Annotated in this window: 19 protein-coding genes; 13 read left to right on the top strand and 6 right to left on the bottom strand. The window is 41.0% G+C overall.

Annotation, left to right across the window (positions count from 1 at the left end; translation table 11 throughout):
• Nucleotide 1: 1 nt before the first annotated feature.
• From A0125_RS03160 to A0125_RS03150, 3 genes are read left to right on the top strand one after another with little or no spacing between them, the layout of a single operon-like run.
• On the top strand, nt 2-2,470 hold the full coding sequence (locus tag A0125_RS03160; RefSeq protein ID WP_231863097.1) for a ligase-associated DNA damage response DEXH box helicase: 2,469 nt from the start codon (nt 2-4) through the stop codon (nt 2,468-2,470).
• Nucleotides 2,467-3,126 (top strand): ligase-associated DNA damage response endonuclease PdeM, encoded by a 660-nt coding sequence (gene pdeM, locus A0125_RS03155; protein ID WP_066751963.1) that lies wholly within the window; start codon nt 2,467-2,469, stop codon nt 3,124-3,126. The genes A0125_RS03160 and pdeM overlap by 4 nt, the downstream gene beginning before the upstream one ends.
• 12 nt (nt 3,127-3,138) lie before the next feature.
• Nucleotides 3,139-4,209 (top strand): endonuclease/exonuclease/phosphatase family protein, encoded by a 1,071-nt coding sequence (locus A0125_RS03150; RefSeq protein WP_066751960.1) that lies wholly within the window; start codon nt 3,139-3,141, stop codon nt 4,207-4,209.
• A 41-nt stretch (nt 4,210-4,250) separates the two neighbouring features.
• Here the strand turns inward: A0125_RS03150 and A0125_RS03145 are convergent, their stop codons facing one another.
• Complete coding sequence (locus A0125_RS03145) at nt 4,251-5,027, bottom strand: SDR family NAD(P)-dependent oxidoreductase (RefSeq protein WP_066751957.1); 777 nt, start codon at nt 5,025-5,027, stop codon at nt 4,251-4,253.
• Nucleotides 5,028-5,118: 91 nt separating this feature from the next.
• Between A0125_RS03145 and A0125_RS03140 the strand changes: the two genes are divergently transcribed.
• The 3 genes from A0125_RS03140 to A0125_RS03130 are packed head-to-tail and all read left to right on the top strand — an operon-like array spanning nt 5,119 to nt 8,827.
• A complete protein-coding gene (locus A0125_RS03140) occupies nt 5,119-6,963 on the top strand; it encodes a glycoside hydrolase family 15 protein (protein ID WP_066751954.1) in 1,845 nt (614 codons plus the stop codon).
• Between the two features lie 23 nt (nt 6,964-6,986).
• Nucleotides 6,987-7,877 carry an SMP-30/gluconolactonase/LRE family protein gene (locus tag A0125_RS03135; RefSeq protein ID WP_066751951.1) on the top strand — a complete coding sequence of 297 codons (891 nt, stop codon included), beginning with the start codon at nt 6,987-6,989 and terminating at the stop codon, nt 7,875-7,877.
• 56 nt (nt 7,878-7,933) lie between these two features.
• Nucleotides 7,934-8,827: a bestrophin family protein gene (locus A0125_RS03130; RefSeq protein ID WP_066751948.1), complete on the top strand. Its 894-nt coding sequence runs from the start codon at nt 7,934-7,936 to the stop codon at nt 8,825-8,827.
• A 172-nt stretch (nt 8,828-8,999) separates the two neighbouring features.
• Here the strand turns inward: A0125_RS03130 and A0125_RS03125 are convergent, their stop codons facing one another.
• From A0125_RS03125 to A0125_RS03115, 3 genes are read right to left on the bottom strand one after another with little or no spacing between them, the layout of a single operon-like run.
• Entirely contained in the window at nt 9,000-9,845 is an 846-nt protein-coding gene (locus A0125_RS03125; RefSeq protein ID WP_066751945.1) for a glycosyltransferase family 2 protein, read from the bottom strand.
• On the bottom strand, nt 9,838-10,914 hold the full coding sequence (locus A0125_RS03120) for a glycosyltransferase (RefSeq protein WP_066751942.1): 1,077 nt from the start codon (nt 10,912-10,914) through the stop codon (nt 9,838-9,840). The genes A0125_RS03125 and A0125_RS03120 overlap by 8 nt, the downstream gene beginning before the upstream one ends.
• Nucleotides 10,904-11,989 carry a glycosyltransferase family 4 protein gene (locus A0125_RS03115; protein WP_066752723.1) on the bottom strand — a complete coding sequence of 362 codons (1,086 nt, stop codon included), beginning with the start codon at nt 11,987-11,989 and terminating at the stop codon, nt 10,904-10,906. Before A0125_RS03115 ends, A0125_RS03120 begins: the two co-directional genes overlap by 11 nt.
• 309 nt (nt 11,990-12,298) lie before the next feature.
• On the opposite strand from A0125_RS03115, the gene A0125_RS03110 reads away from it, so the two are divergent.
• The gene (locus A0125_RS03110) at nt 12,299-13,174 is read left to right on the top strand and encodes a helix-turn-helix domain-containing protein (protein WP_066751939.1); all 876 of its coding nucleotides are present in this window, start codon (nt 12,299-12,301) and stop codon (nt 13,172-13,174) included.
• Between the two features lie 5 nt (nt 13,175-13,179).
• A complete protein-coding gene (locus A0125_RS03105) occupies nt 13,180-13,641 on the top strand; it encodes a DUF983 domain-containing protein (protein WP_066751936.1) in 462 nt (153 codons plus the stop codon).
• Between the two features lie 97 nt (nt 13,642-13,738).
• On the opposite strand, the gene A0125_RS03100 is transcribed toward A0125_RS03105, so the two are convergent.
• Nucleotides 13,739-15,280 (bottom strand): family 43 glycosylhydrolase, encoded by a 1,542-nt coding sequence (locus A0125_RS03100; protein ID WP_066752720.1) that lies wholly within the window; start codon nt 15,278-15,280, stop codon nt 13,739-13,741.
• 264 nt (nt 15,281-15,544) lie between these two features.
• Between A0125_RS03100 and A0125_RS03095 the strand changes: the two genes are divergently transcribed.
• Both A0125_RS03095 and A0125_RS03090 read left to right on the top strand, forming a co-directional pair.
• The gene (locus A0125_RS03095) at nt 15,545-15,922 is read left to right on the top strand and encodes a VOC family protein (RefSeq protein WP_197464747.1); all 378 of its coding nucleotides are present in this window, start codon (nt 15,545-15,547) and stop codon (nt 15,920-15,922) included.
• A gap of 10 nt (nt 15,923-15,932) precedes the next feature.
• A complete protein-coding gene (locus tag A0125_RS03090; RefSeq protein WP_066751926.1) occupies nt 15,933-16,325 on the top strand; it encodes a nuclear transport factor 2-like protein in 393 nt (130 codons plus the stop codon).
• Between the two features lie 130 nt (nt 16,326-16,455).
• On the opposite strand, the gene A0125_RS03085 is transcribed toward A0125_RS03090, so the two are convergent.
• Nucleotides 16,456-16,830: a DUF4180 domain-containing protein gene (locus tag A0125_RS03085; RefSeq protein WP_197464746.1), complete on the bottom strand. Its 375-nt coding sequence runs from the start codon at nt 16,828-16,830 to the stop codon at nt 16,456-16,458.
• A 249-nt stretch (nt 16,831-17,079) separates the two neighbouring features.
• On the opposite strand from A0125_RS03085, the gene A0125_RS03080 reads away from it, so the two are divergent.
• The 3 genes from A0125_RS03080 to A0125_RS03070 are packed head-to-tail and all read left to right on the top strand — an operon-like array spanning nt 17,080 to nt 20,497.
• On the top strand, nt 17,080-17,664 hold the full coding sequence (locus A0125_RS03080; RefSeq protein ID WP_156472390.1) for a hypothetical protein: 585 nt from the start codon (nt 17,080-17,082) through the stop codon (nt 17,662-17,664).
• A 3-nt stretch (nt 17,665-17,667) separates the two neighbouring features.
• Nucleotides 17,668-19,791, top strand: coding sequence for a cation:proton antiporter (locus A0125_RS03075; RefSeq protein ID WP_066751920.1), 2,124 nt, complete (start codon nt 17,668-17,670; stop codon nt 19,789-19,791).
• A gap of 10 nt (nt 19,792-19,801) precedes the next feature.
• Nucleotides 19,802-20,497 carry a hypothetical protein gene (locus tag A0125_RS03070; protein WP_066751917.1) on the top strand — a complete coding sequence of 232 codons (696 nt, stop codon included), beginning with the start codon at nt 19,802-19,804 and terminating at the stop codon, nt 20,495-20,497.
• Nucleotides 20,498-20,506: the final 9 nt, after the last annotated feature.

Genomic DNA, 20,506 nt, shown 5'->3' with positions numbered 1-20,506 from the left:
CATGAGGATGTCCGTCAAGAAGAATAGCCAGACAGATGGCTACACCATCATCGCACAGTGGATGGCAGACAAAGGAAATCGGCCGTTTAGTTTTCAGGAGAAAACATGGGCAGCCTATGCATCTGGCAAAAGTGGTATGGTGGTCGCTCCCACAGGATTTGGCAAGACCTTTTCCGTCTTTCTGGCCGTATTACAAGATTTTATGAATCATCCAGATCATTACCAAAAGGGCTTAAAGCTGATTTGGATTACGCCAATTCGTAGTTTGGCTAAGGATCTAGCGCGCGCTATGCAGGAAGCTATCAGCGACATTGGCTTGGATTGGATAGTCGATGTGCGAAATGGGGATACCGACGTAAAGCGGAAGCAGCAGCAAAGTAAACAAATGCCAGACGTGCTTTTGGTGACGCCAGAAAGTTTACACCTTTTGTTGGCACAGAAATCTCGAAATCAGTTTTTCAAATCTTTGCGCTGTGTCGCGGTGGATGAATGGCACGAATTGCTCGGTACCAAGCGTGGCGTGATGGTCGAATTGGCGCTCGCATTTTTGCGTCACCAGTACGGCAAGTTGCGCATTTGGGGAATTACAGCAACCATTGGCAATCTCGATCAAGCCTTGGAAGTATTGATTCCGGCGCCTTTGAAAGGCTTGAAGATTGTAGCAACCGAAAAGAAACAGATAGATATACAGCCAGTATATCCTCATGAAGTAGAAGTATTACCTTGGGCAGGTCATATGGGCGGCAAATTGGCCGAACACGTTGTTCCCATCATTTTGGCAAGTCGTTCAAGCATAATATTCACCAACACCAGGGGACAAAGTGAAATGTGGTATCAGCTGCTACTTGAAGCACATCCTGACTTTGCAGGGCAGATCGCTTTGCATCACGGCTCCATCGATGGCGCTATTCGAGAGTGGATCGAAGATGCGCTGAGCGCAGGAAAACTGAAAGCAGTGGTGTCTACGTCATCCTTGGATTTAGGAGTCGATTTCAAGCCGGTCGATACCGTGATACAGATCGGTTCGAGTAAAGGCGTAGCTCGCTTTATGCAGCGCGCAGGCCGAAGCGGACATTCACCTTTTGAGGTCTCTAAAATCTATGTGGTTCCCACGCATTCGTTAGAATTGATTGAAGTGGCCGCTTTAAAGGAAGCAGTTAAAAATAATACGATTGAATCCCGCGATCCGATGGTGCAAACTTTTGATGTGTTGGTTCAATTTTTAGTGACGATTGCTCTAGGCGGCGGATTTCGCCCAGCAGAGATGATGTCCACGATGAAAGATACGCATGCATTCTCGTACCTCACGGAAGAAGAATGGTCTTGGTGTCTATTTTTCATTACGCGTGGAGGACAGATCGGCGCGAACTACCAAGAATTTCATAAAGTCGTGGAGAATGAGGAAGGCTTGATGGTGGTGCCCAAACGTCGCATTGCGATGTTGCACCGTATGAATCTCGGGGTGATTGTGAGCGAAGCGATGATGCGCGTGCGATTCACTTCTGGCGGCTATGTAGGCATGATTGAAGAATATTTTATCTCTAAATTAAAGGCAGGTGATAAATTTATCCTTGCCGGTCGCGTATTGGAATTAGTGCGGATTAAAGAGATGACTACTTATGTGCGTTTGTCTTCCGGCAAAGCAATTACACCAAGTTGGTTAGGAGGGCGGCTACCACTAAGTTCTAATCTTAGTCATTTTTTGCGGCAAAAATTAGCGCGATCTGTACAACCATCGGCCAAAGAGCAAGAGCTACGCTTTCTGCATCCGCTTTTCGCTAGACAACAGACGTTCTCACACATTCCTGCCGAAGACGAATTTTTGGTTGAATTAATCGTGACCAAAGAAGGATATCATCTGTTCATGTATCCTTTCGAAGGTCGTCTTATCCACGAGGTGATGGCCGCTTTAATGGCGTACCGCATTAGTCGCTATTTTCCCATTAGCTTTTCGATGGCAATGAATGATTACGGTTTTGAATTATTCTCCGACACGGAGATCACACTCAGCGAGGCACAATTGCGAGCGATACTAAGCGCTGATAATTTGATGGAAGATGTACTGTCGAGTATTAACGCGACGGAGATGGCCAAGCGTAAGTTTCGTGATATCGCAGTGATAGCCGGCATGGTGATACAAACATTTCCTGGAGCACAGAAAAACAACAAATCCCTACAATCCTCGTCAGGTATTATTTTTCAGGTTTTAGAGGATCACGATCCTCAAAATCTACTCCTTCGACAAGCATATGCAGAAGTATTTAATCAACAGCTGGAAGAACCGCGATTGCAAAGCGCGTTCAAACGTATAAATTCCAGCAAGATTATCTTTAAATTTGCGACTGGTTTCACGCCGTTGAGCTTTCCTATTAAGGTAGACAGCATGCGGCAATCACTTTCTAGTGAGGATTTGGCCACACGCGTGCGCCGAATGCAGGAAAGTGGAAGCAAACCCGGAAGAAGGCGATGAAAAACATACAGGAACAGGAGATTACTTTTGCGGGGCAACTATTGAAGTTAACGAATCAGCGAGTCGTGTATTGGCCTGCCGAGAAGGCAATAATCCTGTCTGATCTGCACGTAGGAAAGGCGGCCCATTTTCGCAAATCGGGTATAGCACTGCCTCAGCAGGTGGCTACGCGTGATATGGAGCGCTTGCAATATCTGATCAATCATTACCAACCCGAAAAAGTAGTGATTACTGGTGATCTGCTGCATGCCGGAATGAATTCCGAAGTCGCTTTATTGCGTGATATTATTCTGAAAACGATTAACTGTGAATTCTTATTGATCAAAGGAAACCACGATCGCCTGCCGGATCGTACTTTTGCGGAATTGGGAATTGGACTGGTGGCGGATAGCTTGGTGTTACGAGATATTCATTTTACGCATGGTGATCGGCCATTTGCGGATACGGCGCACACCGTCAGCGGTCATTTACATCCAGGTGTGCATGTTGCGGTAGGCCGCAAAAGTACGATGCGATTTCCTTGTTTTGTATTATCCGATACACAATTAATATTACCAGCTTTTAGTCTTTTTAGTGGATTAGATACGAGCTGTATACCCGATGGGGCTTTTTGTTATGCTATTTATGAAGATGGCTTATTTGCTGTGAGTTGCTAATTTAATACTACGATGTTTACCACTTTACTTGTTTTGTCGATCTTACTGATCGTCTTGAGTACTCTGCCCTTTATTCAGAATCAACATTGGGTATTTCGCGTGCCAGAGTTTATGCGGTTGCAGCTCCTTTTCCTGCAACTTATCGTATTCCCGGTTACCTTTTTCTATGTGCATATCAGTGGGTGGATGTGGGCATTGCAGACTGCTCAGGCGGCACTGATTATCTTCCATTTATATGTTTTTATTCGGTATACCAAGTTTTGGAGAAGTCAACGTAGTAAAGATGCCGAAGGCCATAAATCGGAAAAGGTACGCATCATTGCTTGTAATATTTATCAATATAATACCGATTTTCAGCGTTTTATAGATCTTATTGAGAAGGAGGATCCGGATTTGTTCTTGACGATGGAAAGCGACAGTGCTTGGGAAGAAGCCATGCGGCCGCTCGAGCAGGCTTACCCAAACTACCAAAAAGTAACTTTAGATAATACGTACGGTATGCATTTGTATACGCGACTCAAAATGCATCGTGTAGAGACGCACTACTTCGTAGCTGACGATTTACCGAGTATAGAGGCGGAACTCGAAACATCGGACGGACATCGTTTTGTGTTTTTTGGAGTGCATCCGCCACCGCCAAGTCCTACCGAAGAAGATAATTCGAAAGAAAGAGATGGCGACTTACTGTGCGTGGCCAAAAAAGTTCGTGACTACGACTTGCCGGTCGTAGTAGCTGGCGATTTTAATAATGTTGCTTGGGCGAGAGCATCTATATTGTTTAAAAAAACCAGTGAATTAATTGACGCTCGCATAGGGCGCGGTATTTTGGCAACCTTTCACGCTAAATACTGGTTTTTCCGCGTGCCTTTAGATTTGTTATTTCATTGCAAAGCAGTATTTATTGATGAATTATTAATTTATCCATCTATTGGTTCTGATCATTTTCCGGTGGGTTGCACTTTTCATATCAATTTGCATAGCGATGAGCAACAAGAGGAAGTGAAGCACCTAGAAGCAGAAGAAGCGCACGATGTGGAAGAACTGATAGAAGAGGGAAAACAAGAAGAGAGCGACAATAGATAGGCGCTCTCTTCTTGTCATTATTCCGTAATTGACGTCTTTAATTAAGCGCCTTGACCCAGATTGATGCTCAGGCCACCATCAATAGTTAGCGTAGCACCTGTTACATAATCACTATCGGCCGATGCGAGGAAAACAGCCGCAGCTTTGATATCTTTGGTTTCTCCTGCGCGCTTCATCGGAATATGTTGTTCTTTTTCTTCTTTCACCTTTTCATCGTCCATCGATTCTTGATTCATCTTCGTAAGAATCATACCTGGCGCGATATTATTCACTTGAATCTGTTGTTCGGCTAATTCCAGCGCAAGACTACGACTAAAGTTCTTCAAACCACCTTTTGAGGCATTGTAATCGCTATTCCCCGCGGTCACCACATCTTCATGTATGGAGCTTACATTAATAATTTTACCGCCTTTTTGTGAAGGGGCTCGTAGACGCAAATACTTACGAGTACAATAGAATGGCCCATACAAATTAGTTTTAATGCAGGTGTCAAAAACATCGTTTTCCATATCTACCACGTTGATGTTACTACCATTCACACCAGCATTATTTACTAAAATATCAATCTGGCCATATTCTTGTACGACTTTCTCGAAAACATCATTTACACTTTCTTCCTTACTAACGTCTAAAGCATGGACTGTATGTTTCACATTTTTAGAGTCGAGGTATTTGGAAGTGTCTTTAGCACTTTCATGATCTGAGCGATACGTAATAATAACCGTAGCGCCTTCTTCTCCCAATGCTTCTGCAATGGCGCGACCAATGCCAGAATCGGATCCTGTAATAATGGCTACTTTATTGTCGAGTTTTCCCATCTGTAAATAATTATTTAGAAAAAAAACAAGAATTCACCCTTTTTGTTTTTAAACTAACAAGCTAAAAAAAATCCCTTGTTGCAAATTATTTATGCGAAAAAAATCTGGTTATCCCGCTATCGAAGATCATGGCGTAATTGGTAATATGCATACTGCTGCCCTCGTAGCGCTGGATGGTACCATAGATTTCATGTGTTTTCCTAAATTCGACTCACCGACTATATTTGGTGCACTCTTAGACAAAGACAAGGGTGGCTATTTTAGCATTACTCCCGAAATGAAGGATGTCAATGTTAAACAAATCTATATCCCTGGTACAGCGGTATTGATTACACGATTTTTTTCGGAAGATGGTATTGCAGAAATTACCGATTACATGCCCGTCGTGGAAGATTCTTGTTTTACATTTAACGCGATCGTGCGAAAAGTAAAGGCTATCCGAGGCAATATTACGTTCAAAATGCAGTGCAAACCCCGATTTGGCTATGCAAAAGTAAAACATACGGCCGAGCGTAAAGACGATGGTATACATTTTAGCACCAAAAATAATGGCCAATCTACCGTGCGCCTGTCATCTACGTGTGATATTATGCTTCGCGAAAATGACGCTTATTCTTCGTTTACGTTGCAGGAAGGACATAAGAACATTTTTGTATTAGAGGCTGCTAAAGACGGTGATCAAACGAATTTCAAGAGTTTGGAGGGATATGGAATTGAAAATTATTTTGCTACAATCAAATACTGGCGTGATTGGCTAAAGCAGTCTAATTATCAAGGCAGATGGCAAGAAATTATACACCGATCGGCTATAACACTCAAATTGATGACATCCATGCAGTATGGATCTACCGTAGCGGCGATTACTTTTGGTCTTCCAGAAGAGATCGGTGGTGACCGAAATTGGGATTATCGCTTTACGTGGATACGCGATGCTGCATTTTCTATGTATGCCTTTCTAAAATTAGGTTTTAAAGATGAAGCCAAAGCATTCTTGGATTGGATCATCACGCAGGATAAAGATCGTGACCTACATCTTTTATATCGAGTGGATGGAGCTTCGGAAATGGAAGAGCAGGAATTGACACACCTCGAAGGGTATAAGCAAAGTAAGCCTGTGCGTATTGGTAATGAGGCCAACAATCAGTTACAATTAGATATTTATGGAGAGTTGCTAGATACTATCTACATATACAATAAGATGTACAAGCCTATTACCTTCGAGCTATGGGAAATCATTGTGAAGGAAATTGCACAGGTTGAAAAAAGATGGAAAGAACCCGATCACGGAATTTGGGAAATTAGGAACGAAAAACACGAATTTTTGCATAGCCGTTTGATGTGTTGGGTAGCTATAGATCGCGCGATCAAGATTGGCCAAGACCGCTCTTTTCCTTATGACGCTGAGCGATGGCATCAGTTGCGCAATGATATATATACCGATATCTACAAAAATTTCTGGAATGATGATATAAAAGCGTGGATACAATATAAAGATGGCAAGAAAACGTCAGATAGAATGGACGCCAGTGTACTGCTGATGCCATTGGTGCATTTTATTACAGCAGACGAACCGCGGTGGAAAGAAACGATGAAGCAGCTTGACGAAAAGCTGCGTATCGATGTGCTGGTATACCGTTACTTGAACGATGACGGAATCGATGGGTTGGAAGGCGAAGAAGGCACCTTTACCATGTGTTCTTTTTGGTACATCGAATGCTTAGCCAAGATGGGCAGAGTAGACGAAGCTGTAGAAAATTTCGAGAAAATGCTCAGCTACGGCAATCATCTGGGCTTATTTGCTGAGCAGATTAGCAAAAAAGGAGAACATCTTGGCAACTTTCCACAGGCATTCACCCATTTGGGCCTCATCAGCGCCGCATTAGAACTTAATAAACAGATTAATAGGCAAACAGAAAGCCTAAAAAAACCTTCATAAAATCATAAAATTTCCCTATAAATATGATAGAAAAAACGTTAAAAGTAGCCGTAGCAGTTCCATGCCAGCTTGGTGAATCTCCAGTATGGGACGATAGGCAACAATGTCTTCACTATGTAGATATACTCAATTCCCTTATCTATTCTTATTATCCCGCCGATAAATCCGTCAAGACCACAGAAGTGAGTCATGCGGTTGGTGCGATTGTACCACAACAGGACGGTACTTTTTTAGCAGCACTTTCCACAGGCATTCATCATATCAATTTACCACACGGCGAAGCAAAGTTTTTGATACAACCTGAGCCACATGCGCCTGAGAACCGATTTAATGACGGTAAAGCCGATGCCAGTGGCCGACTCTGGGTTGCAACCATGAACATGCAAGAACAAAAAAACAAAGGTGCTTTATATGTGGTATATCCAGATTTGACATTCAAAAAAATCTTGGACGAAACGACTATTTCTAATGGATTGGATTGGGATGAAAGTGAAGGCATTTTCTATCATGTCGAAAGTGATGATGCGATCATCAACCGCTATACCTATGATACGGTGCAGGTCGGTATTGCGAATAGACAAAAAGTAGCTACATTTACAAAAGAAGAAGGCGTGCCCGATGGCATGACTTTAGATGTTGAAGGAATGCTATGGGTTGCTCATTTTGGTGGTGGCTGCGTGACCAGGCGTGATCCTGAAACGGGAGAAGTGCTGGCAAAAATTGAGTTGCCAGTCAAGCAAATTACGAGTTGTGTATTTGGAGGCAAAAACATGAATGACCTCTACATTACCACCGCGGCCAAAGGGTTGTCTGAAGATGAGCTAAGTCAGCAACCACAGGCTGGTTATACATTTGTATTAGAAGATCTACCTTATCAGGGAAGAAAACCAAACAAGTTTGTGCAAATCGCTTAGTCGACCAATCACAATTTATCTACCAACACACATTTTAAACTCATTTATTAGTATTTATGTTAATTAGCAGAAAGATTCCAATACGGTATATTTTCAATAAAATCCGTCTAGAACTCCTGTATGTGATCATTATTGGGTCTGTTGTAAAATATCTAACAATTACATTTATCGATTATATACCACCAATGCATATTTCCATACCTGCATTCATTGGTACAGCGATTTCAGTTCTGCTATCATTCAATCTCAATCAATCTTACGATCGGTGGTGGGAAGCGCGAAAGATATGGGGAGCAGTAGTGAATGATAGCCGTAGCGTGGTGCTACAGTTGCAATCATTTCTGTCGCCAGCAAATAAAGCGGTGATTGAGCAAATTGCATTGAGACATGTAGCTTGGTGTTATAGTTTAGGACAAAATTTACGTGGGCAGGATCCTACTAAAAACCTCGAAGGACTAATTAGTGATAGCGATATGAAAGCATTGGAAGGACATAGCAATGTACCGCTTGCATTATTGCAACAAGGAGCTTTGCAAGTTGCAGATTTAAGACGATCGGGCGATCTCAATGAGTTTAGTCACATACAGATTAATACATCTTTTGTGAATTTTTCTGATCAAATGGGTATGGCGGAGCGCATCAAGAATACGGTATTCCCAGTAACTTACCGTCTTTTCCTTCATTTTATGATTTATGTATTTGTCGTTACTTTGTCTATTTCTCTAGGCGAAATAGCCAGTTTGTTTGAGTTACCTTTGCTTGTTGTGAGCTCAAGTTGCTTCTTTTTGCTAGAACGAACGGCCACTCACATGCAAGATCCATTTAGTAATCGGGCACATGATACGCCAATGACAACTATTGCGCGTAATATTCATATAAATACGCTGGATTTATTGGGCAAAGAAGATAAGCCAGATCCGATACAGCCTGAATCCTTTTACATATTATAAAAAAATGTTGGCGAACGGATTCGTCAACAGGAGGCTCTTATCTTTAAGTGATTGTAGAGCCTCCTGTTCTCTTTATTTCGATAGTGCGTTAGTAAAATATGCTTATAAATTGGCTTAGGATCAGCTCATCATTAGATAGCCTTTGATACGAGCGCGTGGAATGTTAATGAAATTACGTACGCTTTAGTGCAGCAATGATTTCTTCATCAGACGGTAAAGAAAGAATCTCCAAACCTCCATCTGATCGTCTTATATAACCCAACTTTTCAAAAGCATGCAACCAACCTTCCATCGGCCATTTGTGCCATTTACCAAAAAAGCGAGTAGCATTTTGGCAAATATTTGCCAAGTGATTTAGCGGCGGTTGATAAGAAGCGTGGTATTGATGGAATGCAAGCGCTGGAATTGTATGAAGAGGTACGCCGTGGGCTCTTGCTTGAAAAGCAAAATCGGTGTCTTCGCCACCATATCCAGTATATTGAATGTCAAAACCACCAATTTTATCAAAAATCTCTTTTGTACAGCCAAAGTTCAGTGACCAAAATAGTTCGTAAGAATATTGCTCCAAATGTTCGCGTACAGGATCGGGCTTACTGATCTCTGCGAGACGAGTAGTCCAGTTATTTTCTTGATCAAAACCTTCACTCAGGTAGCGGACACGTCCAGTGTACAATACGTTGGAATTAGCTTGAAAGTGAGCGAGATAAGATTCTAAAAAATCGTGTTGTGGAATACAATCCACATCTAAAAAAACATGATACGATCCAGTTGATTGCTGCATTGCAAGATTGCGTGCGGCACCTAGATTGAGTCCGTCCTTTGTCTCTAAGACCATACTACGAATAGGAAAAGGAAATTGCTGTGCTAAGTTGTCAATAACTTTTTCATTCATAAAGATAATCAGAACTTCACAAGGCAAGATTGAACCGTTTGCAATGCCGTTTAGCATGTTCATAAGTGCACTCTCGCGCTGATGTACCAAGGTCAAGATCGAAATATTCGCTGTATTATTATTCATATGGATTTTGTGATGAAGCCGTAGTCAATAGATGATTATACGTATGATCTAATGCGCGTTTGATATTATTGACCGCATCTTTATTCGTTAGTGCGGCCAATTGTGTCGTATCCAGCGTTCTGGCCTTTGCCACACATTCGTTCCAGTCCGTTCGGTACACATTCTTTTCTAGAACGGTAATAGCACAACCAACCTGTTCGAGATATTGAGCTTTTTGCAGTTGTTCATTAAAAGGGCGTTCGGCTGGAAGACAGATAATATGCTTTCTTAAGTCTGCCAATTCCATAATTGTATTATGACCTGCATTGCAGATTACCACATCGCAGGTAGCCAAAATATCGGAAGGATCATGTACTTTGTCATAATATGTGGTCTTCTCAAGAGGCAAAAGGTCTGATGTAGCACCGATAATGTGTAGGTGCGTAAATGGATCAAGTTGTTGTCGTATATGCCTAATCAAAAAATCATCTATGTTGGTACCACCTTGTCCGATAAATATGGCGACATCTTGCCCAAAAGTATTTTTTGTGGTTACATTGGTGTAACGCGAAAATCCACCTGCGTAGTAAGTTTTATGCATCGCGGGATTATCAGATTCTGAATCCAAAAGTTCGGGAAATGGTGCTATGATTAATTCTGCTGCTTCGTATGCGATACGATGAGCCACATCTGTACGTTGCCCACTTTGTCGAATTACGACGGTAGGAATACCGCATAACCGTGCTAATAAGCAGATTTCAACGGATACATCTACGACGAGCAACGTGTTGGGGTTTCGTCTGAAAAAATCAACAATCAATGCATTCCTATTGATTAACCCTGAAACGCGCAACGGTGCATAATGTAAGAAGGATGGCGTGGTCGAGATGTATTCTGTATCCTGAGTTGACGGTGTATCGTACGGTAAATGTACACAGTTGACATTGTCGGGTAGGTGTCGAGCATATTTGAGCAAATCACTTCCCATAAATGTGATTTGTTGGTCATGGAATGATTTGGCTATTTCTATAGCACGCATCACATGTCCGGAACCATGATGATGAACATAATAGCAATATTTAAATGGCATGGGGCAAATATTTGGCATCCACAATGTCATGAAACAATTTCTCATATGCCGACACCATTTTCTCCATGCCGAGTGCTTTTTCTGCACGAGCACGGCATTCCATTCTAGAAAGGGTGCTTGCCTTTAAAATGCATTCGGCTAATTGTTGAGTATTACAAGATGAGGTGAGAGCCCCAGTTTGCTCATTTACAATATGTGGCAAAGCTCCTCTTGCAAATCCGGCAACTGGCGTACCGCACGCTAAGCTTTCGGCGACCACTAAACCAAAAGGCTCATCCCAACACGGTGTGATGATGCTTACTTCGGCTTGGCCGATCAATGTATTTAGTTGGTCGTGCGTGCACAAATCGATCCACTCTGCATCATGACCCAAAAGCGGTGCAACAAGCGTATCAAAGTAATGACGATCAGCAATCGAGCCAGCGATTTTGATGTGTTTGCCTGCCAAACGCGCAGCTTCGATAGCATAGTGAGTGCCTTTGTCCGGATGAATCCTTCCAAACCAAATGACATACTCTCTGCTGTTGGTAGGGGTGAACGTCCATTTTTTGAGATCTATGCCATTGTTGATCACTTGGCAGTTTGACAAATAAGGTTGCCACGATTGTGCGTTGGATTGCGATACTGATACGTAGGTCATCTTACTTTGGCGTTTTATTTTGCCAATCGCGCGCTTCATTTCAAATATGGGAGGAGTGTGCAATACGGTTACCATTGGTGTATCTATAATAGTAGACATCGTAATAGGCACATAGTTCAAGCTGTTGTTAAAAATAATATCGAAACCATGATTGTCAATATCTTGCATCAATTCCAAATAGGCATGATGTGTCGAAATGAAATCTTCAGATAACTCGTGTGCACGGAATCGACTAAATGTTTCTCTATCATAATCCATATCACTCATAATCGAGTGTACCGGCAGTGAGGGATCTGAATGTTCGCTAGCGAATAAGGTTACATCATGTCCACGACGCATCAATAGACAGGTAATATCGTAGGTAAATGCTTCCAAGCCGCCCATAAATGGTTTGCGAATAGGATGTTTCAGGTGTGCTATTATTCCAATTTTCATGTGATTGCGTTTTTCGTCTAGTGTGTACGTAGCGGCATAGATTGAAATACTTTTCTCTAGGCACGGTAGATTACAGATGGTTTTGTATACCCTAAGCCAGCAAGCATAGTCAAAGTAGATGCCAAGCAAAGCAAAAAATAACGAACGCGTATTTTGAACGCGACATTCCAGTAATTAGTACTATGGATCAGTAGATTTATTCTTGCGAATACACACTGCGTAGGTATTTAATGATTCATATCAGTAAATAGTACCATTATATAAGTAAACTGTACCACATATATTGGTACTTCTACCGTACCTTTGGGTATGAAGAGCGAGATACCTACATATGACATTCAGAGTATTGGTGGTTTTCAATACGATGATATTTATGTTGGTAGATTTGGTCCGTATTCGGGCACGCATCAGCACTTACACTATCCGCATCGTCATAGCTTTTATCATGTGGTATTATTTACCGAAGGTGCGGGATCGCATGCTATCGATTTCGAAAAATTTGAGGTGCAACCTTGGCAGATCTATTTCATGATCCCAGGACAGGTGCACAGTTGGAGTTTTGATGGCGACGTGGATGGTTATGTGCTCAACTTCTCGAGCAGCTATTTTCAATCATTCTTATTGCAATCAGATTATATACAGCGTTTCAGTTTTTTTCAGGGAATTACGCAAGACTCTGTTATACAGATTCCTACTGATAATCGCGCGAAGATTAAAGATATATTCGAACGTGTACTCGCGGCCGGTGGGTACAATAATCTGCATCGTGAGGATTATATCAAAGTGCTCTTGCTAGAGCTGTTCATTTTGGTATCTCATACCGCGATCCATAGAACGGAAAAGGATATTTCTTCGTATAACTATTTGCTGTTGAAAAACTTTCAGCGATTAATTGAAGCCAATTTTAAGATGATTCGGCTGCCAAAAGATTATGCGCAATTGCTGTACATTACGCCCAATCATTTAAATGCATTGTGCAATGATCTTCTGGGTATGCCGGCAGGTGAGGTGATTCGAAATAGAGTGCTACTGGAAGCCAAAAGATTACTAGTTAATTTAGATTTGTCGATCAATCAGATCTCCTTACAACTCAATTTTAGTGACAATTCCTACTTTACTAAATTTTTTAAAAAATATGTGTCTATGACACCGGATGAATTTCGTAAAAAGACGTTTAGAAAATAAAAACTATGGAAAATTTAGATCATCGTGCTAACGCAGTCAAAAACGGAAATGCTAGTTCATATCTAGTGCCTACTGAATTTAAAGCGGCGTTGCAAGCCAAATGCCCAAAATGTCGTCGCGGTAATATTTTTGCCAATTCTATGTATGGATTTAAGGCGCAAAAGATGAATATCCACTGTCCACATTGTGACTTAAAGTTTGAACGCGAACCTGGTTACTTTTACGTTTCTATGTTTGTTAGTTATGCCTTCAATGTAGCACAGATGATTAGCATTGCAGTAGCAACCTATGTATTGACAGGCAATTTGGAAAATATTTGGTTGTATATCTTCACTATTTTTCCCGGTGTGCTATTGCTAGCACCGTTCAATTACAGGTATTCGAGAGTAGTATTACTTTATTGGCTAAGTCCTGGATTGCATTATGATCCTGCTAAAAGTAAAGATCGACCTTATACCTATTCTTAGGCAAAAGTATACCATGAAAAATCGAAATGCCGCAAATCTACTTTCGAAAGAATGATTGCTTCAAGCATTATCGTAGCATAAACATGGGTGAATCTATTTACTGTAATTGGTTGATTTTAAAATAATTGAAGATAGCTGGCTCGCTGACTTCTCCGGCATGGATAAGCCCTGGGCGTGCGACGCGATCCCAACGAGTCAGTGATGTGGCATCAATAGGTTGCTGGTTGAGTTTGTTCCAATCTTTACCATCTTTGCTCATAAAGAAATCACAATATACCCCTCGATTAACTTCTGCTTTAAGGTAGATGCCATTAAGCGTATCAAGGACGGCTTTTTTCAAAACGGTTTCGTTGCCATCTAGCACCGTTTTTACTATCACATTGTTTCCTTCGCAGCTCAGTAGCACAAGGTTCTTATTGTCGCCATACAATGTTAATCCTTTTGAGGCGTCATTGTGATTTGCGACTTGAGTTTCAAAGGAATAATGAGCCGTTGTAGGACGAATACACATCACCGTACCGTAATTATTATCTGGATTTGTGATTCCTTTTACGTGAAGTTGCTGATTTCGGATTTCCGTTTTGTTAGACGAATACGGATAATTCCAAGTCCAATCTACCTTGGGCTTATTAGCTTCAAAAAAATCTTCAAAATCAGGTGTTTTGTTTTGGCTGAGCAAAGCCAAACCGGTCATTTGGTTTTGCACAGCTTTGGTGCCACTAGTAAAGTAAGGCCAACCTTCCGCATTCATTTCGATTTGTTGTAAAATCGGCTGTCGGCCTTGATACACCTTATCGCCAGCCACGTAGCCATGACATAGATAATACAATTGATCGTCTAATCCTTTAACTGCCGTACCATGTCCGACTGAGACATAATCGTCTCCACCAATTAAGATCGGATTATCGTTGTACTTTTCATATGGGCCAGTAAAACTTTTAGCTCGCGCCACACGCACATCGTAGTTACTTTTAGGCCCACAGCAGTCGCGTGCGGCGTAGATCAAGTAATAATACTGATCTACTTTATAATGATATTGTCCTTCCATGCCGATACCTTCGTCATCGCGCAACATCGAAAAAGGCTCACCTTCTAATCGTAAACCATCTGCCGATAATTTGCTACCAACGATTTCTATAGGGCGATCATCCAATCCATACGCTTTCCAAGTGATATATAATTGTCCTGCATCGGCAAACACGAAAGCATCTATAGCTTCTTTACCATGTTCGATTATGATACCGTGATCTACAAATGGACTTTCGGGTGAATCAGCGACGGCAACGCCGATGCAACTCACGCCATCAGATCGCCGCCGCGCAGTGTAATAACAATATACTTTGCCATCCATCTCGTAAAGCTCTGGTGCCCAAAACGAAGAAAGTGTCCACTCGGGTTGCACTTCGAATATATGGCCAATTTGTGTCCAATTAATCAGATCTTTCGATTTGAAATACGGATAGAAAGGAGCCCATTCGGAAGATGTAGCGGTGGCGTAGTACTGATCATCGACGCGAATAACACTGGGATCGGGAAGATCTCCAGCAATCACGGGATTATTAAATTGCTGCTGCGCAGAGCAGGGAAGCAAGAGGAACAAAACGAATAGAGATCCTATACATTGGAAGACTTTCTGCATGACTTTAATTCTTAGTACGGTGGTTCTAATAGTGGCAAGTTTGTAAGTAGATTTACGTTTTAGCAGGATTAATATACAGAATAATTTATGAATATAGAATGGATTCTGATATAAATATACAATGGTGTCCTTAACCATAATACGCGAACCGGACGCGATAAGCTATTCTTGTCATAAGACAAGTTTGTTTGAATGCGTATTGATTAAGTTTGTGTACTGATATGACCATCTTACATTCTATGACAATCACCTTATTTTAATTACATGATGAGATCAATGTTCGAAGCAGGAATTAATATTGCTATAAAAATTCCAAAATCTAAATATGACCAGACAGTATCCTTCTATAAGAATGTGCTACATTTTGAAGTTACGGAAAAGCCAATATCGCATCCTACTGTGTCGAGAACACATGAAGTTAAATTTGGGCAAAACATAATTTGGCTGGATTGTGTAGATTTTTACACACACTCAGAAACTTGGTTACAACTCACTGTACCCGATATTGCAGAAGCAACTACTCATTTACTTGCCAATGGAATACCAACTTGTGATGAATTAGAAGAATTACCAAATAATATGCACTGGATTCAAGATCCAGCGGGCACCGTTTTTAATATACAAGAAATAAAAAAATCCTAAACCATTAGCGATGAAATTGACCGTTCCAGATGATTGCGACAATTCTCCACGTAGGCGCATACTGCGTGACCTTTTAAAAAAATGGTATACTGCAGATTGGGATAATCTATCTGCGATGCTACACGATGATTTTACGTTCCGACTTGTAGAGCAATCGCGTACAATCTTTAAAGAAGATTTAAAATCTTATCTCTCTTCGGGTAATCATACTATTCACTTAACAATTGACAAAATACTGTCACATGGAAAGTTTGGCGCAGTAAAAGGAATGGTAGAGCAGTCGGTAGGTAAAACGAATTTCGCTTTTTTTATGGAGTTCAGATCTGCAGGAAACGATCTCATCCATTCGATTGTACTTTTTAATATAAACCATGAAGAGCACGTTGTGGATAGAGTGGACTGAATGCGTTCACCTCATTTATCAACTGATCGGTAGCATCCTATTGCTAGCCTAGATCTTCGGCGCGGCACATTATACTCATCAATAAGATTAGTTTCGCAAAAAAAGCCGTACGAATTAGAGAATATCCAATCTATGCATTTGGAGATAATAAGTTTATAGCTTCTTCTAATGTGCTAACGAAGTTTATTTGATGCCCCTTGTTGCTTTCCAAGATAAAGTCGCGCAAACTGTTGCTAGAATAGCGTGAAAAATCTCCTACAATCACTGTACGTAGGCGATAATTAGTGAATTTTTGTAATATTTCACCTGCTAAGCCCGTTTTTAGGTCAAAAAAAGCAGGTGTAATATTCTTTTCGTAAATGACAACCCGATCAATTCCCTGATAATATAAATTCCCCACCAAATCTACGCCATCTTCCAAAGAGCGAATAATGATTTCGGAAGAAGATAGTTCTGCGATTTCACTGTTTAGTGCTTTATGTATTTGTATATCAATATTTTCCATTATGCTACATATGAAGTTAGGTGCAATCGATTTCGAGACTATACTGCTATAATAGCTACTTTACCTATTTGCATTCATGTTAAAGTTACGTTTTGAAAGGAAAGTTCAAAGTGTTTTTTGAAATAAATAAGCCTATTTTTACGGTTATTAGCTAACGCAATCAAACCATTGTAGATAGTGAAAAACAAATTGAGATATTGCTAGTTAAACAATCAGATTGCAGTGCATAAAAAACCAAACAGATACTCTATGATGCTGAAAACACATTTCTATTTTTTTATAGCGTTACTATTACTGACGTCCTCTTGTCGGAATAACACACGTACAAACGAACTTGAAAGACGGGAGAATGCTCTTAGCCAACGTGAAAAAGAGGTTGCCGGTATCATGGACGAGTATAATCAGCTACTGTTAATGCGCGATAGTCTAAAATACACCGATTCGCTGCAAGTCGATTCTATTCAAAATAAATCCACGTGGACGGATCAACTTGTCGGCGATTGGGAAAGTCGGCTCGTGTGTGTGTCCACTAGTTGCCGTGGGTATGTAATTGGCGATCAGCGTACGGAGCATTGGACTTTTGAGGCAGATAGCACTGGTCTTGAATTGCATATCGCTAGAAAAGCTGCTGATCCGAAGATATATTTAACGCGAGCGTCCGAAAGCAAAAATGATCTGACTTTGATCGATAAAAATGCCAATAGCAGCAAATCGAATTCATTATTATCTTTCGAAGACATAAATGGAAAACAAATTCGTGGACAAAAGCGTAGCTCTGGTTCTGATAATTGTGAGCTTATATTCTCTGTACTCCTAACGCCGAGATCAAAATAATATATGGTAAACTTAGCTATACACGGATTCACATTGCCGGTAGAAGACCCGATTATCAAATTTTTGATTGAATTGGTGATCATTCTTTTTATCCCAATTTTATTGAATAAAATAAAAGTACCACACCTGCTTGGGCTAATCATTGCTGGTGCAATTGTAGGACCCAACGGTTTCAACATACTGCTTCGCGATAGCAGCGTGGTGGTGATTGGGACGACAGGTTTGCTTTACATCATGTTTCTTGCCGGATTGGAAATCGACATGGGCGATTTCAAAAAAAACAAGTGGAAAAGTATAACATTCTCCATTTACACCTTTGCAGTACCATTTGGACTAGGTTTGTTAGGAGGTTATTACATACTGGGATTTTCATTGCTCACTTCCATACTGTTCGCGAGTCTTTTTAGTTCTCACACGCTCATTGTATACCCGCTGGTAAGTAGCTTAGGTGTTACAAAGAAAATATCGGTCAATGTTACAGTCGGCGGCACAATGATCACTGACGTACTTTCTTTATTGGTTTTAGCCGTTGTTGTCGGGATGACACAAGGGGAAGTGGGCACTGCTTTTTGGGTGCAGCTCACGGTTTCTATGATCCTATTTTCCTTAATTGTATTATTCGTTTTTCCGATTATAGCACGCTGGTTTTTTAAAACGATCCACGATAAAATATCCCAATACATCTTTGTTGTCGTCATTATTTATCTTGGCGCATTATTAGCCGAGATAGCTGGTGTCGAAGCGATCATTGGTGCTTTTTTTGCTGGACTAGCGTTGAATCGATTAATTCCTCACACCTCGCCACTGATGAATCGTGTTGAGTTTGTGGGAAATGCACTTTTCATACCTTTTTTCTTAATCAGTGTCGGTATGTTGATCGATTTCCGAGCATTCATTAGTAGTTGGGAAACTTTGGGAGTAGCATCTGTTATGCTTGTTGCTTCCATCGGAGGCAAATATGCTGCTGCTATGCTCACCAAATCTACATTTCGTTTTACCAAAGATGAAGGCATGCTGATCTTCGGTATGAGTGCCGCTTCTGCTGCCGCAACGTTAGCAGCCGTACTAGTCGGATACAATATTATAATTGGTGAATCGCCAAATGGTGAACCGATTCGTTTATTAAATGAGCATGTACTAAACGGTAGTATTTTGCTCATTCTTGTATCGTGTACGATATCTTCTTTCATTTCCATGGCTAGTGCACAACGTATTGCAGAAGCTGAAAATGAAAAAACAGTATCCGACAGCGATGGTCAGGAAGAAAAAATTCTGATGCCAATCAACAACGAAGAAATGACTCAAAAAATGATAAACCTTGGTTTGTTGATTAAAAATAAAAGCACAAAAGAAGGTGTTTACGTGATGAATGTCATCAACGAAGAAACCAAGGAATCGTCGTTGAAGAATGCCGAGAAGATCTTAGAAAATGCAGTAAAATTAGGCGCTTCGGCAGATACTTTGATCACACCAATTAAACGATACGATAGTTCTGTTGTATCGGGGATCAATAATGTGATTAAGGAAAATGATGTAACGGACCTGATTATAGGATTGCAGAAGGAGCGGGGCTTTACGCCATCATTTATTTATAACCTGTACAATGGTTACCTTAAGAATGAACAGGTCAACTTGATGTTGTATCATGCGATACAACCGTTGTCCACGATCAAAAATTATGTGGTGCTCATACCGCCCGGCGCAGATAGTGAACCAGGTTTTTTCTACGCATTGCTCCGGATTTGGAATATTGCCAAAAACTCGGGGGCTACAATGCAATTCCATGCCACTAGCGCTATGATTAAAGTGCTGAAACGCATCCTTAAGAAGTCAAACATTGAGGCCGAAATGAACGAAATAACGACATGGGAAGAAGCGCAGCAGAAAGCAGAAGATTTAGGTCGCGATCAAGGATTAATTATTGTGATGGCCGATCGCAACCTATTTAGTTATGCTTCGCAAATGCACGCCGTACCTGATTATCTGAATAAGCAGGCGGTAGATAATAACTACATCCTTATATATCCGTTCTCTAAAGAAAGAGGTATCGCTCAAGAATCGCGCTCAGTCAATAACGTCAATGATTTTGCGACTATCGGCAAGCTGATCTCCAAAGTTTTTAAGTAATTTATTGTCCATGAAGCATATTACGGTCAAAAATGTAGTCGCATATTTATTCACAATCTTGTGCGTAAATGCAGGGATGGCGCAAACCCAAGAATCTGTAGCGGGCGAGTGCACCTGTCCAGAAAATAATTATGCGCCGGCAGATGTAAACTTACTATTTGATTTTACCAACAATAAGAAGATAGTTGCCTGCGGCTATGTGATACAGGAAGAGCAGCCCGATGTGCTGAGTGAATTTGTGTTAGCAGAATGCGGCCGTGATAGCATTATAGATTTTTGGGATGCGATGACAGTGTGTCGATTGGCTTTTAGAGAAGATACCTTATGGGTGCAAGAACTGTATGAGTTGCCCATAGGTCCTGATTTACAGCCCGTGGAGATCGTGTGGGCGATAGAGCGATTTGCGTATCAAGACGATAGATTGACGCGGGAAAAGCAGCTTAATCGTAATTTAAAATTATATGATAATAGCACTATAGATAAAATTTTGCAGCGCTATAAACAAATGGATGATTTCTTAAACGATGATAAAATGGTTTTGGTAGATCAATTGTTTGTGGCGGCCTTGAGTGGAAAAGCAGAAGCTAAAGCAGCTTTTTTTGACTTCCATAGGCGTTTTCCGGATCTTGATGGCGCATATTTGCATCAATATCGAATCCTAACGGAGATGCTTAGTGCTTGGGAAAATAAAGACCAGCCGCTGTAAAGTCGATTC

It is taken from the genome of Sphingobacterium populi (genome assembly GCF_001586775.1).
GTDB classification, from domain to species: domain Bacteria; phylum Bacteroidota; class Bacteroidia; order Sphingobacteriales; family Sphingobacteriaceae; genus Sphingobacterium; species Sphingobacterium populi.
Note: the sequence above shows the minus strand (reverse complement) of the source record. Positions and strands in the feature narration are given on the sequence as shown.

What these genes read in the sequence shown, in the direction of transcription:
- A0125_RS03160 (WP_231863097.1), top strand. Translation starts at nt 2, where the DNA reads ATGAGGATGTCCGTCAAGAAGAATAGCCAGACAGATGGCTACACCATC.
- pdeM (WP_066751963.1), top strand. Translation starts at nt 2,467, where the DNA reads ATGAAAAACATACAGGAACAGGAGATTACTTTTGCGGGGCAACTATTG.
- A0125_RS03150 (WP_066751960.1), top strand. Translation starts at nt 3,139, where the DNA reads ATGTTTACCACTTTACTTGTTTTGTCGATCTTACTGATCGTCTTGAGT.
- A0125_RS03145 (WP_066751957.1), bottom strand. Translation starts at nt 5,027, where the DNA reads ATGGGAAAACTCGACAATAAAGTAGCCATTATTACAGGATCCGATTCT.
- A0125_RS03140 (WP_066751954.1), top strand. Translation starts at nt 5,119, where the DNA reads ATGCGAAAAAAATCTGGTTATCCCGCTATCGAAGATCATGGCGTAATT.
- A0125_RS03135 (WP_066751951.1), top strand. Translation starts at nt 6,987, where the DNA reads ATGATAGAAAAAACGTTAAAAGTAGCCGTAGCAGTTCCATGCCAGCTT.
- A0125_RS03130 (WP_066751948.1), top strand. Translation starts at nt 7,934, where the DNA reads ATGTTAATTAGCAGAAAGATTCCAATACGGTATATTTTCAATAAAATC.
- A0125_RS03125 (WP_066751945.1), bottom strand. Translation starts at nt 9,845, where the DNA reads ATGAATAATAATACAGCGAATATTTCGATCTTGACCTTGGTACATCAG.
- A0125_RS03120 (WP_066751942.1), bottom strand. Translation starts at nt 10,914, where the DNA reads ATGCCATTTAAATATTGCTATTATGTTCATCATCATGGTTCCGGACAT.
- A0125_RS03115 (WP_066752723.1), bottom strand. Translation starts at nt 11,989, where the DNA reads ATGAAAATTGGAATAATAGCACACCTGAAACATCCTATTCGCAAACCA.
- A0125_RS03110 (WP_066751939.1), top strand. Translation starts at nt 12,299, where the DNA reads ATGAAGAGCGAGATACCTACATATGACATTCAGAGTATTGGTGGTTTT.
- A0125_RS03105 (WP_066751936.1), top strand. Translation starts at nt 13,180, where the DNA reads ATGGAAAATTTAGATCATCGTGCTAACGCAGTCAAAAACGGAAATGCT.
- A0125_RS03100 (WP_066752720.1), bottom strand. Translation starts at nt 15,280, where the DNA reads ATGCAGAAAGTCTTCCAATGTATAGGATCTCTATTCGTTTTGTTCCTC.
- A0125_RS03095 (WP_197464747.1), top strand. Translation starts at nt 15,545, where the DNA reads ATGATGAGATCAATGTTCGAAGCAGGAATTAATATTGCTATAAAAATT.
- A0125_RS03090 (WP_066751926.1), top strand. Translation starts at nt 15,933, where the DNA reads ATGAAATTGACCGTTCCAGATGATTGCGACAATTCTCCACGTAGGCGC.
- A0125_RS03085 (WP_197464746.1), bottom strand. Translation starts at nt 16,830, where the DNA reads ATGGAAAATATTGATATACAAATACATAAAGCACTAAACAGTGAAATC.
- A0125_RS03080 (WP_156472390.1), top strand. Translation starts at nt 17,080, where the DNA reads ATGATGCTGAAAACACATTTCTATTTTTTTATAGCGTTACTATTACTG.
- A0125_RS03075 (WP_066751920.1), top strand. Translation starts at nt 17,668, where the DNA reads ATGGTAAACTTAGCTATACACGGATTCACATTGCCGGTAGAAGACCCG.
- A0125_RS03070 (WP_066751917.1), top strand. Translation starts at nt 19,802, where the DNA reads ATGAAGCATATTACGGTCAAAAATGTAGTCGCATATTTATTCACAATC.